14 protein-coding genes are annotated in these 15,505 nt (G+C 60.5%); 7 read left to right on the top strand and 7 right to left on the bottom strand.

Annotated elements, in window-relative coordinates:
- Positions 1-12: 12 nt before the first annotated feature.
- The 3 genes from WN982_RS36510 (at position 13) to WN982_RS36500 (ending at position 3,970) form a co-directional block, all read left to right on the top strand.
- The gene (locus WN982_RS36510) at positions 13-1,872 is read left to right on the top strand and encodes a feruloyl-CoA synthase (RefSeq protein ID WP_341319544.1); all 1,860 of its coding nucleotides are present in this window, start codon (positions 13-15) and stop codon (positions 1,870-1,872) included.
- Between the two features lie 34 nt (positions 1,873-1,906).
- The gene (locus WN982_RS36505; RefSeq protein ID WP_341316842.1) at positions 1,907-2,785 is read left to right on the top strand and encodes an amidohydrolase family protein; all 879 of its coding nucleotides are present in this window, start codon (positions 1,907-1,909) and stop codon (positions 2,783-2,785) included.
- A 132-nt stretch (positions 2,786-2,917) separates the two neighbouring features.
- On the top strand, positions 2,918-3,970 hold the full coding sequence (locus WN982_RS36500) for a phytoene/squalene synthase family protein (RefSeq protein ID WP_341316841.1): 1,053 nt from the start codon (positions 2,918-2,920) through the stop codon (positions 3,968-3,970).
- A gap of 48 nt (positions 3,971-4,018) precedes the next feature.
- On the opposite strand, the gene WN982_RS36495 is transcribed toward WN982_RS36500, so the two are convergent.
- Together WN982_RS36495 and WN982_RS36490 are read right to left on the bottom strand one after the other, a co-directional pair.
- Entirely contained in the window at positions 4,019-4,663 is a 645-nt protein-coding gene (locus WN982_RS36495; RefSeq protein WP_341316840.1) for a PAS domain-containing protein, read from the bottom strand.
- A 96-nt stretch (positions 4,664-4,759) separates the two neighbouring features.
- Positions 4,760-5,731, bottom strand: a complete 972-nt coding sequence (locus WN982_RS36490; protein ID WP_341316839.1) for an ornithine cyclodeaminase family protein — start codon at positions 5,729-5,731, stop codon at positions 4,760-4,762.
- 229 nt (positions 5,732-5,960) lie between these two features.
- On the opposite strand from WN982_RS36490, the gene WN982_RS36485 reads away from it, so the two are divergent.
- From WN982_RS36485 to WN982_RS36470, 4 genes are all read left to right on the top strand, one after another.
- A complete protein-coding gene (locus tag WN982_RS36485) occupies positions 5,961-6,749 on the top strand; it encodes an ABC transporter substrate-binding protein (protein ID WP_341316838.1) in 789 nt (262 codons plus the stop codon).
- A 66-nt stretch (positions 6,750-6,815) separates the two neighbouring features.
- Positions 6,816-8,057, top strand: coding sequence for an FAD-binding oxidoreductase (locus WN982_RS36480; RefSeq protein WP_341316837.1), 1,242 nt, complete (start codon positions 6,816-6,818; stop codon positions 8,055-8,057).
- A gap of 45 nt (positions 8,058-8,102) precedes the next feature.
- Positions 8,103-9,227, top strand: coding sequence for an aminotransferase (locus tag WN982_RS36475; protein WP_341316836.1), 1,125 nt, complete (start codon positions 8,103-8,105; stop codon positions 9,225-9,227).
- A gap of 177 nt (positions 9,228-9,404) precedes the next feature.
- The gene (locus tag WN982_RS36470; protein WP_341316835.1) at positions 9,405-9,653 is read left to right on the top strand and encodes a hypothetical protein; all 249 of its coding nucleotides are present in this window, start codon (positions 9,405-9,407) and stop codon (positions 9,651-9,653) included.
- Between the two features lie 233 nt (positions 9,654-9,886).
- Here WN982_RS36470 and WN982_RS36465 read toward each other — a convergent pair whose 3' ends face one another.
- From WN982_RS36465 to WN982_RS36445, 5 genes are all read right to left on the bottom strand, one after another.
- The gene (locus WN982_RS36465) at positions 9,887-10,204 is read right to left on the bottom strand and encodes a DUF4148 domain-containing protein (protein ID WP_341316834.1); all 318 of its coding nucleotides are present in this window, start codon (positions 10,202-10,204) and stop codon (positions 9,887-9,889) included.
- A gap of 178 nt (positions 10,205-10,382) precedes the next feature.
- Entirely contained in the window at positions 10,383-11,942 is a 1,560-nt protein-coding gene (locus WN982_RS36460; RefSeq protein ID WP_341316833.1) for an alkaline phosphatase family protein, read from the bottom strand.
- Positions 11,943-12,093: 151 nt separating this feature from the next.
- Entirely contained in the window at positions 12,094-13,440 is a 1,347-nt protein-coding gene (locus WN982_RS36455; RefSeq protein ID WP_341319543.1) for a tetratricopeptide repeat protein, read from the bottom strand.
- A gap of 446 nt (positions 13,441-13,886) precedes the next feature.
- Positions 13,887-14,147 carry a hypothetical protein gene (locus WN982_RS36450; protein ID WP_341316832.1) on the bottom strand — a complete coding sequence of 87 codons (261 nt, stop codon included), beginning with the start codon at positions 14,145-14,147 and terminating at the stop codon, positions 13,887-13,889.
- 481 nt (positions 14,148-14,628) lie between these two features.
- Positions 14,629-15,492: an ABC transporter permease gene (locus WN982_RS36445; protein ID WP_341316831.1), complete on the bottom strand. Its 864-nt coding sequence runs from the start codon at positions 15,490-15,492 to the stop codon at positions 14,629-14,631.
- Positions 15,493-15,505 lie beyond the last annotated feature (13 nt).

Here is a 15,505-nt window from a genome sequence, read left to right as displayed (position 1 = left end):
ACCAGCGGGCCGATGCACTACCGCGCGACGACGATCGGTGCTTCATCGTTGCACGCGCAACAGAAGGGCGACACGTGGTATTTGCGCGCTGCCGAGCCGCTCGGCGAGCATCCGCAGCGCATGACCGACCGGCTCGCGAGCGGCGCGCGTGAGCATCCGGACCGGTGGCTGGCAGCGCGCCGCGGCAGCGACGGTCAGTGGGTGGGACTCAGCTACGCGAAGGCGCTGCGAAGCGCCCGCGCGATCGGGCAGGCGTTGCTTGCGCGTGATCTGTCGGTCGAGCGGCCGGTGGCGATTCTATCGGGCAACGATCTCGAGCATCTGCAACTGGCGCTCGGCGCGATGTGGGCCGGTATCCCGTATGCGGCGATTTCTCCCGCTTACGCGCTGGCTTCCGGCGACTTCGGCAAGCTGCGGCATACGCTCGAACTGCTGACGCCGGGCCTCGTGTTCGCCAGCGATTACGACATGTTTGCAAGGGCTATCGAGGCGGTGGTGCCGGACGATGTCGAAATAGCGGCGGTGATTCCGCCGCGGGAGCCCCAGTCGGCCCGCAACGTGACGCTATTCAGTGACCTGTTGAACACCACACCGGCGAATGTCGATGCCGTTCACACCGCAGTCAGTCCTGACGCCATCGCCAAATTCCTTTTCACCTCAGGCTCGACCAAACTGCCCAAGGCCGTGCCGACTACGCACCGGATGCTGTGCAGCAACCAGCAGATGCTGCTCGAAACGTTTCCCGAATTCGCCAGCGAACCGCCGGTGCTGGTCGACTGGTTGCCGTGGAATCACACCTTCGGCGGCAGTCATAATGCGGGCATTGCGCTCTACAACGGCGGCACGCTGTATATCGACGACGGCAAGCCGGTCAACGGCAAGTTCGAAGAAACGCTGCGCAACCTGCGTGAAATCGCGCCGACGATTTACTTCAACGTGCCAAAGGGTTGGGAGGAACTGGCCATTGCGCTCGAGCACGACGCGCCATTGCGCGAGACTTTTTTCTCACGTGTAAAGGTCTATTTCTTCTCGGGCGCGGGGCTGTCGCAAGCGGCGTGGGACAGGCTCGAACGGGTCACCGAACAATATTGCGGCGAACGCATTCGCATCATGGCCGGGCTCGGCATGACCGAGACGTCGCCATCGTGTCTGTTCACCACCGGGCCTATCATGCGCGCCGGCTATGTCGGGCTGCCCGCGCACGGCTGCGAGGTCAAACTCGCGCCGGTCGGCGACAAGCTCGAAGCGCGCTATCGCGGCCCACACGTGATGGCCGGGTACTGGCGCGCAAGCGCTGCCGAACTGGACAACGCTTTCGACGAAGAGGGCTATTTTTGCAGCGGTGACGCGTTGCGTTTTGTCGATGCCGGGCAGCCGGAACTCGGACTTCTGTTCGACGGTCGGATCGCCGAGGATTTCAAGCTGAGTTCGGGCACCTTCGTCAGCGTCGGACCCATGCGCGCTCGGGTCATTTCGGAAGGCGCGCCGTATGTGCAGGACGTGGTCGTGACCGGCATGAATCGCGACGATATAGGTCTGCTGGTTTTCCCGCGACTCGACGATTGCCGCCGGCTCGCCGGCCTGCCCGCTTCGGCGAGCGCGCGCGAGGTGGTCGACGCGCCGGCCGTGCGAGCGCATTTTGCCGCGCTGCTCGACACGCTCAATCGCAGCGCGACCGGCGGCGCGACCACGATAACGCGCATGCGGCTGATGGACGTCGCGCCTTCGCTCGATCTCGGCGAAATCACCGACAAGGGCTCGATCAATCAGCGCGCGGTGTTGACGCAACGGGCCGCGCTAGTCGAAGCGATGTACGACACGACGCAGCGCGACCCCGTAGTGATTTACGCGACCGCTTGCGGTGCGACGTAAAGCGCGCTGATTGGTAAAACAGGGGGAGCAGTAGATGGAGATCGACAAACTTGTCGCGATCGACACGCATGTGCACGCGGAGGTCTCGTGTTGCCAGCCGCCCGATCTGTTCGGGAAGGAATTCGACGATGCCGCCGACAAGTACTTCGGCACAGTGCTGAAACTCGGCCGACGGCCGACGATTCCGGAGACTATCGAGCATTATCGCGAGCGCAATATCGGCTTCGTGATGTTCACCGTCGATTGCGAAGCGAACCTTGGGCGCCGGCGTATTCCCAACGAGGAGATCGCCGAATTCGCCCAGAAGAACAGCGACGTCATGATCGCGTTCGCGAGTATCGATCCGCACAAAGGCAAGATGGGCGTTCGGGAAGCGCGCAAGCTGGTGGAGGAATACGGCGTGCGCGGCTTCAAGTTTCATCCGACGATGCAGGCGTTCTTCGCCAATGACCGGCTCGCTTACCCACTGTACGAGCTCATCGCCGAATACCGGCTGACGGCGGTGTTTCATAGCGGACATTCCGGCATGGGCTCGGGCATGCGAGGCGGCGGAGGTCTTCGCCTGAAGTATTCGGAGCCGATTTATCTCGACGACGTGGCGGCGGATTTCCCCGATATGCACATCGTGATCGCGCATCCGTCGTGGCCGTGGCAGGAACAGGCGTTATCGATCGCATTGCATAAACCGAATGTCTATATCGATCTGTCCGGCTGGTCGCCGAAGTATTTTTCGCCCGAGTTGATCCGGCACGCCAACACCTTGCTGAAACGAAAGATGCTATTCGGCTCGGATTTCCCGCTGATCCAGCCGGACCGCTGGCTCGAGGATTTCAGGCAGGCCGGTTTCAGGGAAGAGGTGCAGCCTCTGATTCTGAAGCAGAACGCGATCGGTTTGCTGGGGCTGAACGCATGAGCGTCTAAGCGCTCAGCGTGCGGAAGGTCGGTAGCGCGGAGCTCGAGAAGTCCGCGCTGCACAGCAGAAGCGTTACGCCGTATACAATTCGGCAGCGCCTGATTTTTGCCCAATACTGACCTGATCCCATCCATGCCGAATCCGACCCGGGCCTTTCTTCTCGGCCCGCTCCTGAAAGGCGTTTCACGCTCCTTTTACCTCACCCTGCGCGTGCTGCCCGCCGGGATGCGCGATCCGATCGGCCTCGCGTACCTGTTGGCGCGCGCAGCGGACACGATTGCGGACACGTCGCTGGTCTCGCCGGAGCAACGCCTCGCGTTGCTGTTGTCGCTGCGCGACCAGGTCAACGGCACCGCGGACGACGGCGCGTCGATCCGGCGAATGGCGGCCGAAGTGGCGGGTCAGCAGATCCAGTCGGATGAAAAGGTGTTGCTCGAATCGCTCGGACCCGCGCTGGAGGTGTTGTCGCAACTGAGCGAGTCCGACCGGAAGGCCGTGCGCGAGATCGTTTCGACGCTGACCGAGGGCATGGAATTCGATCTTCGAACTTTTCCCGATGAGCGTTCCGGACAGATCGTCGCGCTTCGGGAATATGAAGCGCTCGACCGGTATACCTATCTGGTGGCGGGATGCGTCGGCGAATTCTGGACCACGATGACCTACGCGCATATGCCCGGCACACTGAAGGAGCGGCCCGAGACGATGACGCGCCGGGGCGTGCGCTTCGGCAAAGCGCTGCAGATGACCAACGTTCTGCGCGACTGCGGCAAAGACTTGCGAATCGGCCGCTGTTATCTTCCCAGCACGATGCTGGATCGATTCGGCTTGAGTGCGCAAGACCTTTTGCTGCCGGGCAATTCGGTTCGCGCGCGGCCTCTGATGGTGGAGCTCGTGCGCAAGACGCTGGATCACTTCCGCGAAGCCCTGGAATACACGCTCGCGATTCCCGCGTTTTCCGTGCGCTTGCGCCTTGCATGTTTGTGGCCGGTGCTGATCGGCCTCGACACGCTGCTGTTGCTGGTGGATAACGATGCCTGGCTCGATCCGGCCAAGGTCTCCAAAGTGCGGCGCAACGACGTGTACAAGATCATCGCGTCTTCAATGCTGCTGGTCACGTCGAATGCACTTGTGCGCAGGTCGGTCGAGCGGCGGATCGAGAAAATCGAAGTACGGCTCGGAGACTGACGCTACATTTACCTATGCCACGAGAATTGCCTTGAGGCGGCGTGAATGCTACTCCGCCGCGTCCCGCAGATCCCTGATGTGCTGATACACCGTCGCGCGGCCCATCCCCAGAACATTTGCAACGTAGTTCGCCGCGCTCTTTCCTTTGAAGGCGCCCTCTGCCCACAGCGCCGCGACGAGTTCGCGCCGATGGTCGCGAGTCAATGAATTCAGGGCCAACTGGCGTTCCTGAAGCCATGCGTGAAGGAATGTGTTGATGCGTTCCTGCCAGTCGTCCTTGAACAGTTCCTCGGGCTGCTTCACGACGCCCGCGCCCGAAACGACAAGGTCGATGACGTGTTTCACTTCATCGAAGACGGCGATGTTGTAGTTGATGCACATCACGCCGCAGGCGACGCCGGCATCGTCGAACAGTACCGTGCTGACGCAACGCATGCGCCGGCCGTCCCAATTGATCTTCTCGTATGGACCGATCGTGCCCGGCGGCGCTACGTGATCGATTTCTTCCAGTGCTGATTCATCACCCAACTCGCGCTTCGACAGATTATTCGCGATGTACGCGACAGTCTGGCTGTGAAGGTCGTGAATGACGATCTCCACGTACGGGAAAAAGAGCAACGCGATACCGTCGGCAACGCGGCTATATCGCTCGAGCAGAAGCCGGCGAGCCGGTGTGATTTTTGTCTTTCGCATGGAGATAGGTGCAGTTTTCAGGTAGCGGCGATGTCTGACATGGGGTTGTTCACGCCGCCGTCAATCCTTGTGGTCCGTACTATTTTGCCACGGCGTCTATGCGGCGATTCTCGAGGTCAGATGCCGCAACAACTCGTAGGCGATCGCCACGTCCTCCAGTCCGAGGCCGATCGAGCGGAAAAAGACATGCTTACGGTAAGACGGTCTATCGGCCTTGCCGCAGACCAGGTCGGGCAGGTCAGCCACTACGCTTTGCGGCGACCATCCGTGCAGCTCAGCCGCCAGCTTCATTTCACCCGCACTGGCCGGCGTGGTGCGCCGGTAGTCGCAATATACGTCCATCTCCGTCAGCCAGGCAGGCGGGATCTCATGTGCATTCGCGGCGTTCGTGCTGATCGACGTGATCAACGCTGGTTTTCCCAGCATGCCTTCAGACAACACGGGCGTGCCCGATGAGGTGCACAACGCCACGACATCGGCGTCACGCACGCAGTCCTCGAGTGTGGTGCTGATCGTCACACGCGCATCCAGCGCGGCGATCACCGAGCGTTTCGCCTCGTTGCCGCGGAGTCCGGGCGCGAACACCTGAATGGCATCCCAGGGCCGCAACGGCGCGATATGGCGCAGGTGCGCCTGTCCGAGCGCCCCGGCGCCGACGATCGCGAGCCGGCGCGCACCGGCTGCCGCAAGGTGTTCGACCGCGAGCGCCGTCGCGCCGGCAGTGCGTTCGATGGTGAGCAGGCCGGCATCGCACCACATGAGCGGCTGGCCGGTCTCCATGGACATCAACGCCGTCCATGCCGTGATGATCGGCTTCGAACCTGTCACGATGTACGGCGACAACTTCGCGCCGAATACCTTGGCGTCGGCGATGGCGCCGAGGTACGTGATGAAGTCGCCCGCATGGGCGGGAAACAGCGTCAGGCTTTGCGGCGGCTGGACCGCATCTTCGTTGCCGAGCGCGCGAAACATCTGCGTCAGCGCACGGCGCACATCCAGTTCTGGCAGAGCGTTGCGCACGGCGTCCTCCTGGACGATCAACGGGGTTGTCGTTTCGCGATTGCTCATTTGCCTGCTCTCCAAGTCGTTGCCGGTTTCCGGCGGTGACGCAATTCTAAATTCAAAGTCCAGTCTGGACTATTATTTTTGAAAAATGCTTGCAATTGTCTGAGTCCAGAATAGACTTGTGTTCCAGAACAGTGATGAAACACGGTCCATGCCATTGGAGTTGGCACGGTTTCATGGCTGTTTCACCTGACCCCCATTTCTAGCGATACTCATCAGGCCCGGAACCATCATGAATCTCAAGATTTCGCTTTCACTCTGCCTCGCTGCCGCGTTAGTCAGCGTGGCCGGCCCGGTCAACGCCGAAACCGCAGGCAGCTTGCGTTTCGGCATCGAGGCCGCCTATCCGCCGTTCGAAAGCAAGTCTCCGACCGGCCAGTTGCAGGGATTCGACATCGACGTCGGCAATGCCGTCTGCGCGAAGATGGGCGTGAAGTGCGTGTGGGTGGAAAACTCGTTCGACGGTCTGATTCCCGCGTTGCAGGCGCGCAAATTCGACGCCATCAATTCGGCGATGAACATCACCGCCAAGCGTAAGCAGAGCATCGATTTCACGCCGCCGATCTATGTCGTGCCGATCGTGATGATCGCGAAGCGCGGCTCCACGCTGTTGCCCGATGCAAAGAGTCTTCAGGGCAAGCGCGTCGGGGTCCTGCAGGCGTCGTCGCAGGAAGATTTCCTCAAGCAGCACTGGGAGAATGCAGGCGTAAAGATCGTGTCGTATCAGGACCAGGATCAGGTCTATGCGGACCTGGTCGCAGGACGTCTGGATGCGGCGGTTCAGGAAGCGCAGACTGCGCAGGACGGGTTTCTGGACAAGCCGGCCGGCCACGACTATGTGATCGTCGGCGAGCCGCTCAAAGATCCGGCCACGCTCGGCGAAGGCACCGGCTTCGGCATGCGCAAGGGCGACAAGGCGCTGGGCGGCAAGATCAACGCCGCGCTCGACGCGCTGAAGAAGGACGGCACGCTGAGCAATCTGTCGATGAAGTACTTCAAGCGCGACATCATTGCGAAGTAACCGGCTCCCAGGCCGGAGCCCACAGATCCGAACCGCGCGAGCCGGTGCGGATAACAGAGCGAGTCTATGGATTTCGATGTAATCGTACTGGGCGCCGGCATTGTCGGCGTGTCGTCCGCGCTGCATTTGCAGGATCGCGGACGTCGCGTCGCGCTGGTCGACCGGCGCGGCCCCGGTGAGGAAACCAGCTTCGGCAACGCGGGCTTGATCGAGTGTTCGTCGATCGTGCCTTATGGTTTTCCGCGCAGTCTCGGCACGCTGCTGCGCTACGCGCGCAATCAGTCGACCGACCTCTATTGGGACTACCGGGCACTGCCCGCGTTCGCGTCATGGCTCGGGCGCTTCTGGTGGGAGTCGTCACCGGAGCGCCTCGCGATGGCCGCGCGCGACATGCTGCCGCTGATCCGGCAAAGCGTCGCCGAACACGATGCGCTGATCGAGCGCGCCGGTCTTGGTGGCATTGTGCACGACGGCGGATGGATCGAAGCGTTTCGCACCCAGGCCGAATTCGACCATCAGGCGGCGGCCGCCAAAACCTCCGCGCGCCAGCACGGCCTGCACGTCGCCTCGCTCGATGCGGCGGCGCTCCATGCGCAAGAACCTGGCATTGGGCAAGGCTTTTGTGGCGCGCTGCATTGGCAGGACCCGAAGAGCATCTCCGATCCGGGCGCACTGACGAAGGGCTATGCGCGTCTGTTCGAAGACGGCGGCGGTACGCTGCTGACCGGCGATGCGTCCACTTTGAGCGCCGGAGGCGATGCCTGGACCGTTCAGACTAGCGCCGGAAAAATCAGCGCAAAAGAAGTGGTAGTCGCGCTCGGACCGTGGTCGGACACGGTGTTCGCGCCGCTCGGCTATCGCATTCCGCTGCGTGCGAAACGCGGATATCACATGCACTACCAGCCCATGCAAACGATTCTGTCGGTGCCGGTGGTCGATACAGAAGAAGGCTACGTGATCGCCCCGATGCAAGGCCGCTTGCGTCTCACCACGGGCGTCGAGATTGCCGCACGCGCTGCGGCGCCCACTGCTATTCAACTCGAGCGCGCGGAACGTATTGCCAGGCCGGCATTCGGTCTCGGGGATCGTCTCGATGACAAACCATGGCTCGGGCTGCGTCCGTGCACGCCCGATATGCGACCCGTGATCGGACCTGCGCCTCGTCATCGCGGTCTCTGGTTTTCGTTTGGACATAACCATCATGGCTTGACGCTCGGGCCCGTCACAGGGCGCCTGCTAGCGGAAATGATGACGGGCGCTACGCCGTTCGCCGATGTGCGTCCGTTTCGTCCGGAGCGCTTCCGTTAGGCTGGCCGGGCACGTCGTCGCGATTCGAAAAATAAGGAGAGTGAAATGAAGATCAAGGAATTCGGCGTCGAGCGCTGGATGGACCTCTATGAGAACCAGTGCACTTACAACCTCGCGGAAACCTGCGTGGAATCGCTGACGGTCGATCAGTTGCTGACCCTTACGGGCAAGCAGGACTGCATTCTGGACGAATTGCGTACGCTTAAGCTCACCTACGGCGCAATCGAGGGCTCCGCGCGTTTGCGAGAGGCGATCTCGGCAATGTACGAACGCCAGACGCCGGCCAACGTGATCGTCACGCATGGCGCGATCGGAGGCAATGCGCTGGTGTACGAGACGCTAGTCGAACCCGGCGACACGGTGATCTCCGTGCTGCCTACGTACCAGCAACACTATTCGATTCCCGAGAGCTATGGCGCGGACGTACGCATTCTCAAGCTACGCGAGGAAAATGCGTTCCTGCCGGATCTCGCCGAACTGCGAAGCCTCGTCAACGACAAAACCAGGCTGATAGCGATCAACAATCCTAACAATCCGACCGGATCGTTGATGGATGAGAACTTCCTTCGCGAGGTGGGTGAGATCGCGCGATCGTGCGGCGCATACGTGCTGTGCGACGAGGTTTATCGCGGCACCGATCAGCACGGTAACGGCTACACCGCATCGATCGCGGACGTCTACGAGCGCGGCGTCAGCACCGGAAGCATGTCCAAGACCTATTCGCTGGCGGGGCTGCGGCTCGGCTGGATCGCCGGTCCAGAAGAACTGATCCACGCGGTCGCGATTCATCGCGACTACAACACGATCAGCGTGGGCATGATCGACGATCACTTCGCGTCCATCGCGCTCGAACACCGCGCTGCAATCCTCGCGCGCAATCACGACATCGTGCGAGCCAATCTGGCGATCGTCGACGCCTGGGTCGCAAAGGAACCGGCAATTTCGTACATCAAGCCGAAATCCGGCACCACGGCTTTGTTGAAATACGATTTGCCGATGTCGTCGCGCGATTTCTGCACGGCGCTTATCGAGCAAACCGGGGCGATGTTCACGCCTGGCAGCGCGCTCGACATGGAAGGCTATGTGCGCATCGGCTACGCGAATAACCGGAATGTGCTCGAAGCGGGATTGGCCAAGGTGTCTCGATTCCTCGCGAATCTTGGCAGATGAACGCGGCGGTGTGAGCGGGCCTCGCTGCACCGCCACTTCAAGGCTGTCATGGCAAGCGAGGCTTTCAACCGCGAAGGCGCGTATTTAATCCGCATCATTTAACACCGGCCAATCGGGAAACCCCTAACATCCTGCATCGATGGTTCGCGTTAGGCTCTTCAAAAGAGGAGACGAACCATGAGACAAGTGTTCAATATTGCCGTGGTATTGCTGCTTGGCTATCTGATGGCGGATAGAGCGTTGATGCGCGCGCAAGCAGGAGAAATGGGGACAATAACCTGCTCGCAAGGCGCGGAGCTGGTCAAATTGGACGCGTTGAAAAAAGGTTTCGGCGAGGTTGGATCCAGCAGCCAAGGTGAAAATTTCCTGTCGAGCTGTCTTGTTACCGGCCGCGGGCGCGTCGGCGATCTGATCGCGCGCGATTGATTATCGCGGAGCGTGCTGCCCCGGGCACAGATAACGACGAAGAAAAAGCGCCCAGACCGTGAAGGTCCGGGCGAAGTCATCGGGAGCCCGATGACGGAGGTAACGAATACGGAACTGGCCCGCGATCGGGGATGCTCGATCGCGGGCCAGTTCGTTTTGAAGCAGGGTGCGCAGTTGTTTTGCGCGCTCGACAGCCGGTCGGCGTGGCGCCAGCGGTTCGTGCCGCTGACTGTTTAGTTGCCGAAGTAGACCGACTTCGAGCCGTTAGCGGGTACCGGATGTCCGGACTGCGACGAGCCTCCGGCAACACCGCCATAACTGCTTCCTGCCGGCTGCGCGGTGTCGTTTTGTGCGGCGACACGGGCTTGCGCAGCCTGGATGTCGGCCGGGTAATACGGATCCGAGCGGCCCGGCTGGTAGCCGGCCTTCTCGAGTTGAACCAGTTCGGCGCGCACTTGTGCGCGGGTCTCCGGCTGGTTGGACTGCGCAAACGAGGCAACAGGTGCGGCGAGCACAGCGGCTATAACAACGGCTTGAATGAGCGATTTCATGATGAACTACCTCCAGTTCGGTCTTTATCTTCGCTACGAGCGTTCTTGTTCGTAGTCAGTGATTGCATTGTAGATTTGCGACCTGGCCGGAGTAATCGCTACTTCAGGTAAGGTTTGTTGCGAGATTTGAGATAAAAGCGGGGAACTTGGCGCTCTGCTGGGGACCACTGCAGCGCTGCTAACGGCCTGGCGGCGTCACTGTGTCGACGGCGGCCTGCACATGTGCGGCATTGCTTGCGGATTGCCTCAAACGCGTAAATGCCTGGCCGGTGCGCTTTTCCCGGTCACTTTGAGCTTCATAAAAGTCTTTGCTCAGCCACTGCCCGAAACCCACCATCGCGGAGCCGAGTGCGCTCTTCATCCGTACCCAGACAGTATCCTTACGAGCGAGTTGCGCGGCCGACTCCACCAGGCCCGCGGCCAGCAAATCGAGTTCGGCGTGCAGGTGATCGGCGAAATGATTGAGCCCGTGCTGATTGCCATTAGAAGACTTCCGTTCGAGGTCCACGTGCTCAGGAATCAGCGACTGATTGGTGACGCGGATAAACGGTGGCGTATCTGTCCGGGCAACGCCTCTGGACCGGATCGCCCGCCCAGCGCTCGCCGCGGCCTGCACGCGTTTGCCGAGCGGTCCGAGCGCCCACTTGTCAGTGAGATACTTCAGCAGGCTTGAATGATCGAATTGCGCGTGACACACACCGGGATCGCACCACGGTGAAATCAGAACGGCGGGCACGCGCACGCCGAGCAGGGTGAAATCGAATGCGCCGACGTGCTCGTCGGGCGCGAGCGCATTGGACGGTGGCGGCACGTGGTCGAAGAAACCGCCATGCTCGTCGTACAGCACGACTAACAGTGTGCGCTCCCACAAGGCTTGATTGGAGCGCAGTGCATTGTAGGTATCGGCGATCAGCTTTTCCGCTTTCATGATGTTATGCGGCGGATGGTCGTCGTTTTGTGCTTCGCCGAAGTATTTCGGCTCGATCAGAACAAACGCCGGAAACTCATTCTCGGGGCCGGCTGCGTCCTCGAAGAACGCGTTGAAGAAGTGGTAGTTCGCAAGGTTTTCGGGGCGCCTCTGATTTTTCAACAGCAGCGATGCGGGGAAATCGTAGAAGTAAACCTTCCACGTTTTCTTCGCGTCGTTCAGGCGGTCAAAAATCGTGTCCTGGGTTTGCTCGGTGTACCACTTCGGATCCAGTGCGTCGAGTCCCGAGGGCATCTCGACCTGACCCATCGATGTGCCCGTCAGCGCGAAATACCGGTTCGGCCAGGTCGGGCCGGGCAATGACGAGAACCATCTGTCGCAAACGGTGAATTGCGCGCCTAATGTGTGCAACGCCGGTAGAAAGTTGAGCGGATAGTAGCCCATGACGTCTTGCCGCGCGGCGAGGCTGCTTTTTGGGTAGTCCGTTGCAAAGGATTGAACGAAGCCGCCATTGTCGCCCTGGAGTTGCTTTAACACGGCCGCGTGTCCGTGATTGGGATCGAGCTTCATCTGCCGCTCGCTGGTCGCACGGGGGTAAAACGTGTGGCCCTTGCCGTCGTCGTTCGATTTCGACGATGCGTTCTGGATACCGTCCAGCCCCTTGTGCACTTTGTCCAGACATCCGAGCATCTGATCGAACGAGTGGTTTTCCATCAGCAGCAGAACCACATGTTCGATGTGATCCTTCTGTGCAGCGCCCGTTGTATTGACCTCGCTTGCCGCCGCTTCGCCGTTGTGGACGTCACTCATATTCATCGCTCCAGCAGGGGATTGGATGGATTCAGTGTGCGCACTACCGTTCGAGCTTGATCGTTTGAGACTGCCAGCGTTGCAAACGTAGCGCAAAACGCGCCGCTGCGGAAGAGTCTTAGTGACAAAGCAACATGAGATGCCTTTGAGATCAACCGATCTTCGTCGCGATCCATCCGGCATCGCTTTGTGCGGCTTGAACCTGAAGTGCCGCGGGCGAATTCGAAACGGGTCTGGCCTTTACGTCGGGAACGGGCGTGCCGGGACCGTCGGCGTCCTGAAACGCCTTACTGAGCCGAGCCATCTGGATTTCACGCGCCGACAAGCCACCCGCGTCGAGTTCCGACGCCCGCGCAAATTTGCGCCCGGCGCCAGACAGATCGCCCTTACGATCGAGCGCCCGGCCCCATTCGGCGTACGAAGGCGCGAGGTCAGGACGCAGCGCCACCGCACGAGAGAGCTTGTCGATCGCTTCGTCGTAGCGCCCGACAGCCACGAGCGCCTCGCCCCAATCGTGCAGATTGTCTACCGAGTCAGGCCTCATATTTGCCGCTTTTCTGAAGGCATCGAGTGCTTCCGGATAATGCTTCGCGTGCAGAAGCACATCGCCGAGAAGACGCAGGTTTTCAGCCGTTTTCGATTCCTCGCGCGCGCCGGCCTGGAGTGCGTCGAGCGCGTCGTCGATTCGGTGCTGCTGTTCGAGCGCGATCCCGAGGGTTGCCAGCAAAACCGCCGAATCCTTGTACACGGTCAGCGCTTCACGGCTTTGTTGTTCCGCCTGTTTCGACAGCCCTTGATTGGCGAGCAGCCACGCCTTACCGGCCAGCGCCCATTCGCCTTGCTCGGAGGCAGGCAGCGCAAGCACCTCGTCATATATATCGACGACCTCGCGATAATTGCATTGCGCCAGCGAACACTTGGTCTTATGGACTTCGGAGTAAAGGTGGCTGGCGAGTACATTCGGCTCGGCGAGCCGCATGGCCTGGATGGCGATGTTGCTCACGAATTTTTCCATGTCGCGCCCGACGAACGGCACTGTACTCTCGCGGGCATTGAATGGACCGCCCTCGATCTGCACGTGCGCAACGTAGGAATCCGCGCTATCGCCCACCTTGGTGATGCCGACATGAACGACAACGTCGGGGCGCTTGACGACACCTTTGATGAAGCGGACCGTCGACGCATAGGACACGTCCTGACCGGGGATCTGGATATCGGGTTGCGTGTCGTTGTCTATCATCGTGTCGTGTGGAATCGACTCGGCGTCCTGGCCAATCTCCCGCATCGCGGACATGATTCGCTCGGCGAGAAAGTTGGAGGTATAGCCGCGCTCCACTAACGAATGCGGCGTTTCGACCGGCGGCACCAGCAACTGTCGCGTGAGCACGCCGCGCACCACGAGACTGAAAAACGCGACGGCCAGCAGCGCGCACACCCACGGCAGGATATACGGCCAGAGTTCCTTCGGGCAGCGGCCGATCCATCCGGCCGTGCGCAGTCCAACCGGGACGAGTCCTCCCGAATGGCTGTTGATATGGCGGCGCGTGCCGCTGACGCGGGAGAGCGGGCGACCTTGCTAGTTCATGGCCCGACGTTGCCCCTGAATACTCGACATGACGCACCTCGATTCAACCGGAGTGGGTAAGTGCACGACTTGAGTGGCAGCTGTTATGCATCGTCCGTGCCATCGCGCGTCAATCGTTGCCCGGTGGGGATGCGGGGGCTTTGCGGCGATATCGAAGCTCGAATTGTGTTGGCCACTGGGCAACGGCTGCCGCTCAGAAGTTCGGTGGCGGGAGACATTGGAGGGAAAGGGACCACGCAGAAGCAGTCGCATGCAAAAAAGTTGGCGCCTATCGAGTAGACGCCGCGTTGGTCTCATGCCGTAGCAAGCGAAGCGGCGTTTTACCTCGAGCAGTGGCGTCGAGAAATCAGCCTGCCAGCTCAATTGCCTCCCTTGAAAAGCTCCTGCATTCGAGCAGCTTCACCACTTCGCTGCGATTCCTGAAGTTGCTGGTAAACCTGCGCCCGCGTCAGCCCCTGTGCGGGACCGCCCGACATCGTGGTGGTTGCAGGCTGCCCGCCGACGGAGTCGACAACTGCCTGCGGGGCTTGCGCGGTTGTCTCCGTGCTGGCGTCTTGGGCACGCGCTTGCCATGAAAGTGCGCAAAGTAGTCCGCCTGCGATAATCAAAGCCTTCTTCATTTCCATCTCCTTCAGACTGCTGGCGTCGCCCTCGCGACACCTCATTGCGAAAACCTCGCCGGATTGCCCACGATGAAGAGCGAGCGGTCTGACGAGACACGAAGTGGAGACAGTCACTGGCTTCCATTGTCGATTCCGCGCAGCGCACCAGAGAAGTGCGTTGCCGGAAGAGCTTCCTTTCGCAATGGAAAGGTGCATGCCGTGGCGTTGTTGTTTGACGGACCTCAGAGAGCCGGTTTGCTTCCACTACGAGAATGAGACGAGCCAGTCGCAATGAAACTTAAGCATTAATCAGCCATCCTTAATGCAGAATAAGCAGATTCGGATTTGATGTTTTTATACGATGATTGCTGTGGGGATGAGGTGTGCTCAAGGCAGAAAAAACGCCAGGAAGGAGGAGGGTAATAGTTCGCGTGCGCTGTAACCAGAACGAAAAAGGGCGCCCGCGGCGCCCTTGTCACTCTACAACCTGACGATCCAGTTAAACCACCGCCGGCCGCCACTTCAACAGCCGCTGTTCGACGGCAGTCAACAGATAATCCGCGGCCAGTGCGACCACAGCCAACACAATCATCGCCGCGAACACACCGCTTGCGTTGAATGCGCCTTGAGCCGTCGAGATCAGCAAACCGATACCCTGCTTCGAGCCGAGGAATTCGCCGACCACCGCGCCCACCAGTGCAAAGCCGAAGCTCACATGCAAGCTTGCCAGAATCCAGCTAAGCGCCGACGGAATCACAACCGAAGTCGTCACCTGGCGACGCGACGCACCCAGAATCTGTGCATTCGCGATCATGTAGCGATCCGCTTCGCGCACGCCCTGAAACGCGTTGGCGAACACGACGAAGAACACCATCACCACCGCGAGCGCCACCTTCGACGCCATCCCAAGACCGAGCGCAATCACGAACACCGAGCCGAGCACCACACGCGGAATCGAGTTGGCGATCTTGATGTAAAGACTGAACACGTCGGACAGCAGCTTGTTACGGCCGAGCAGGATGCCGCAGAAGATGCCCGCCACCGAACCGATGATGAAGCCAAGACCGGTTTCTTCCAGCGTGACCCAAACCTGCGTCAGCAACGGACCCTGCGATGTGCCGTTCACGAACCAGTCGATGATCTGATTGAAAATCGCGGTCGGCATCGAGAAGAAGAACGGATCGATCCACTTCAGGCGTGCTGACAATTCCCAGCCGCCGAGCACAACCACGAGCACGAGAATACGCAGCGAGACCACCAGCGCATGACGTTGACGGATGCGTTTTTGCGCGACGCGTTCGACTTGCGCGAGCGACGCGGGATCGATGCCCGAAGGCATCACCTGTTGAGGGGTAGTAGACATGTTTGCCGTTCCT

Origin of the sequence: Paraburkholderia sp. IMGN_8 (assembly GCF_038050405.1) — a bacterium.
Classification (GTDB): domain Bacteria; phylum Pseudomonadota; class Gammaproteobacteria; order Burkholderiales; family Burkholderiaceae; genus Paraburkholderia.
Note: the sequence above shows the minus strand (reverse complement) of the source record. Positions and strands in the feature narration are given on the sequence as shown.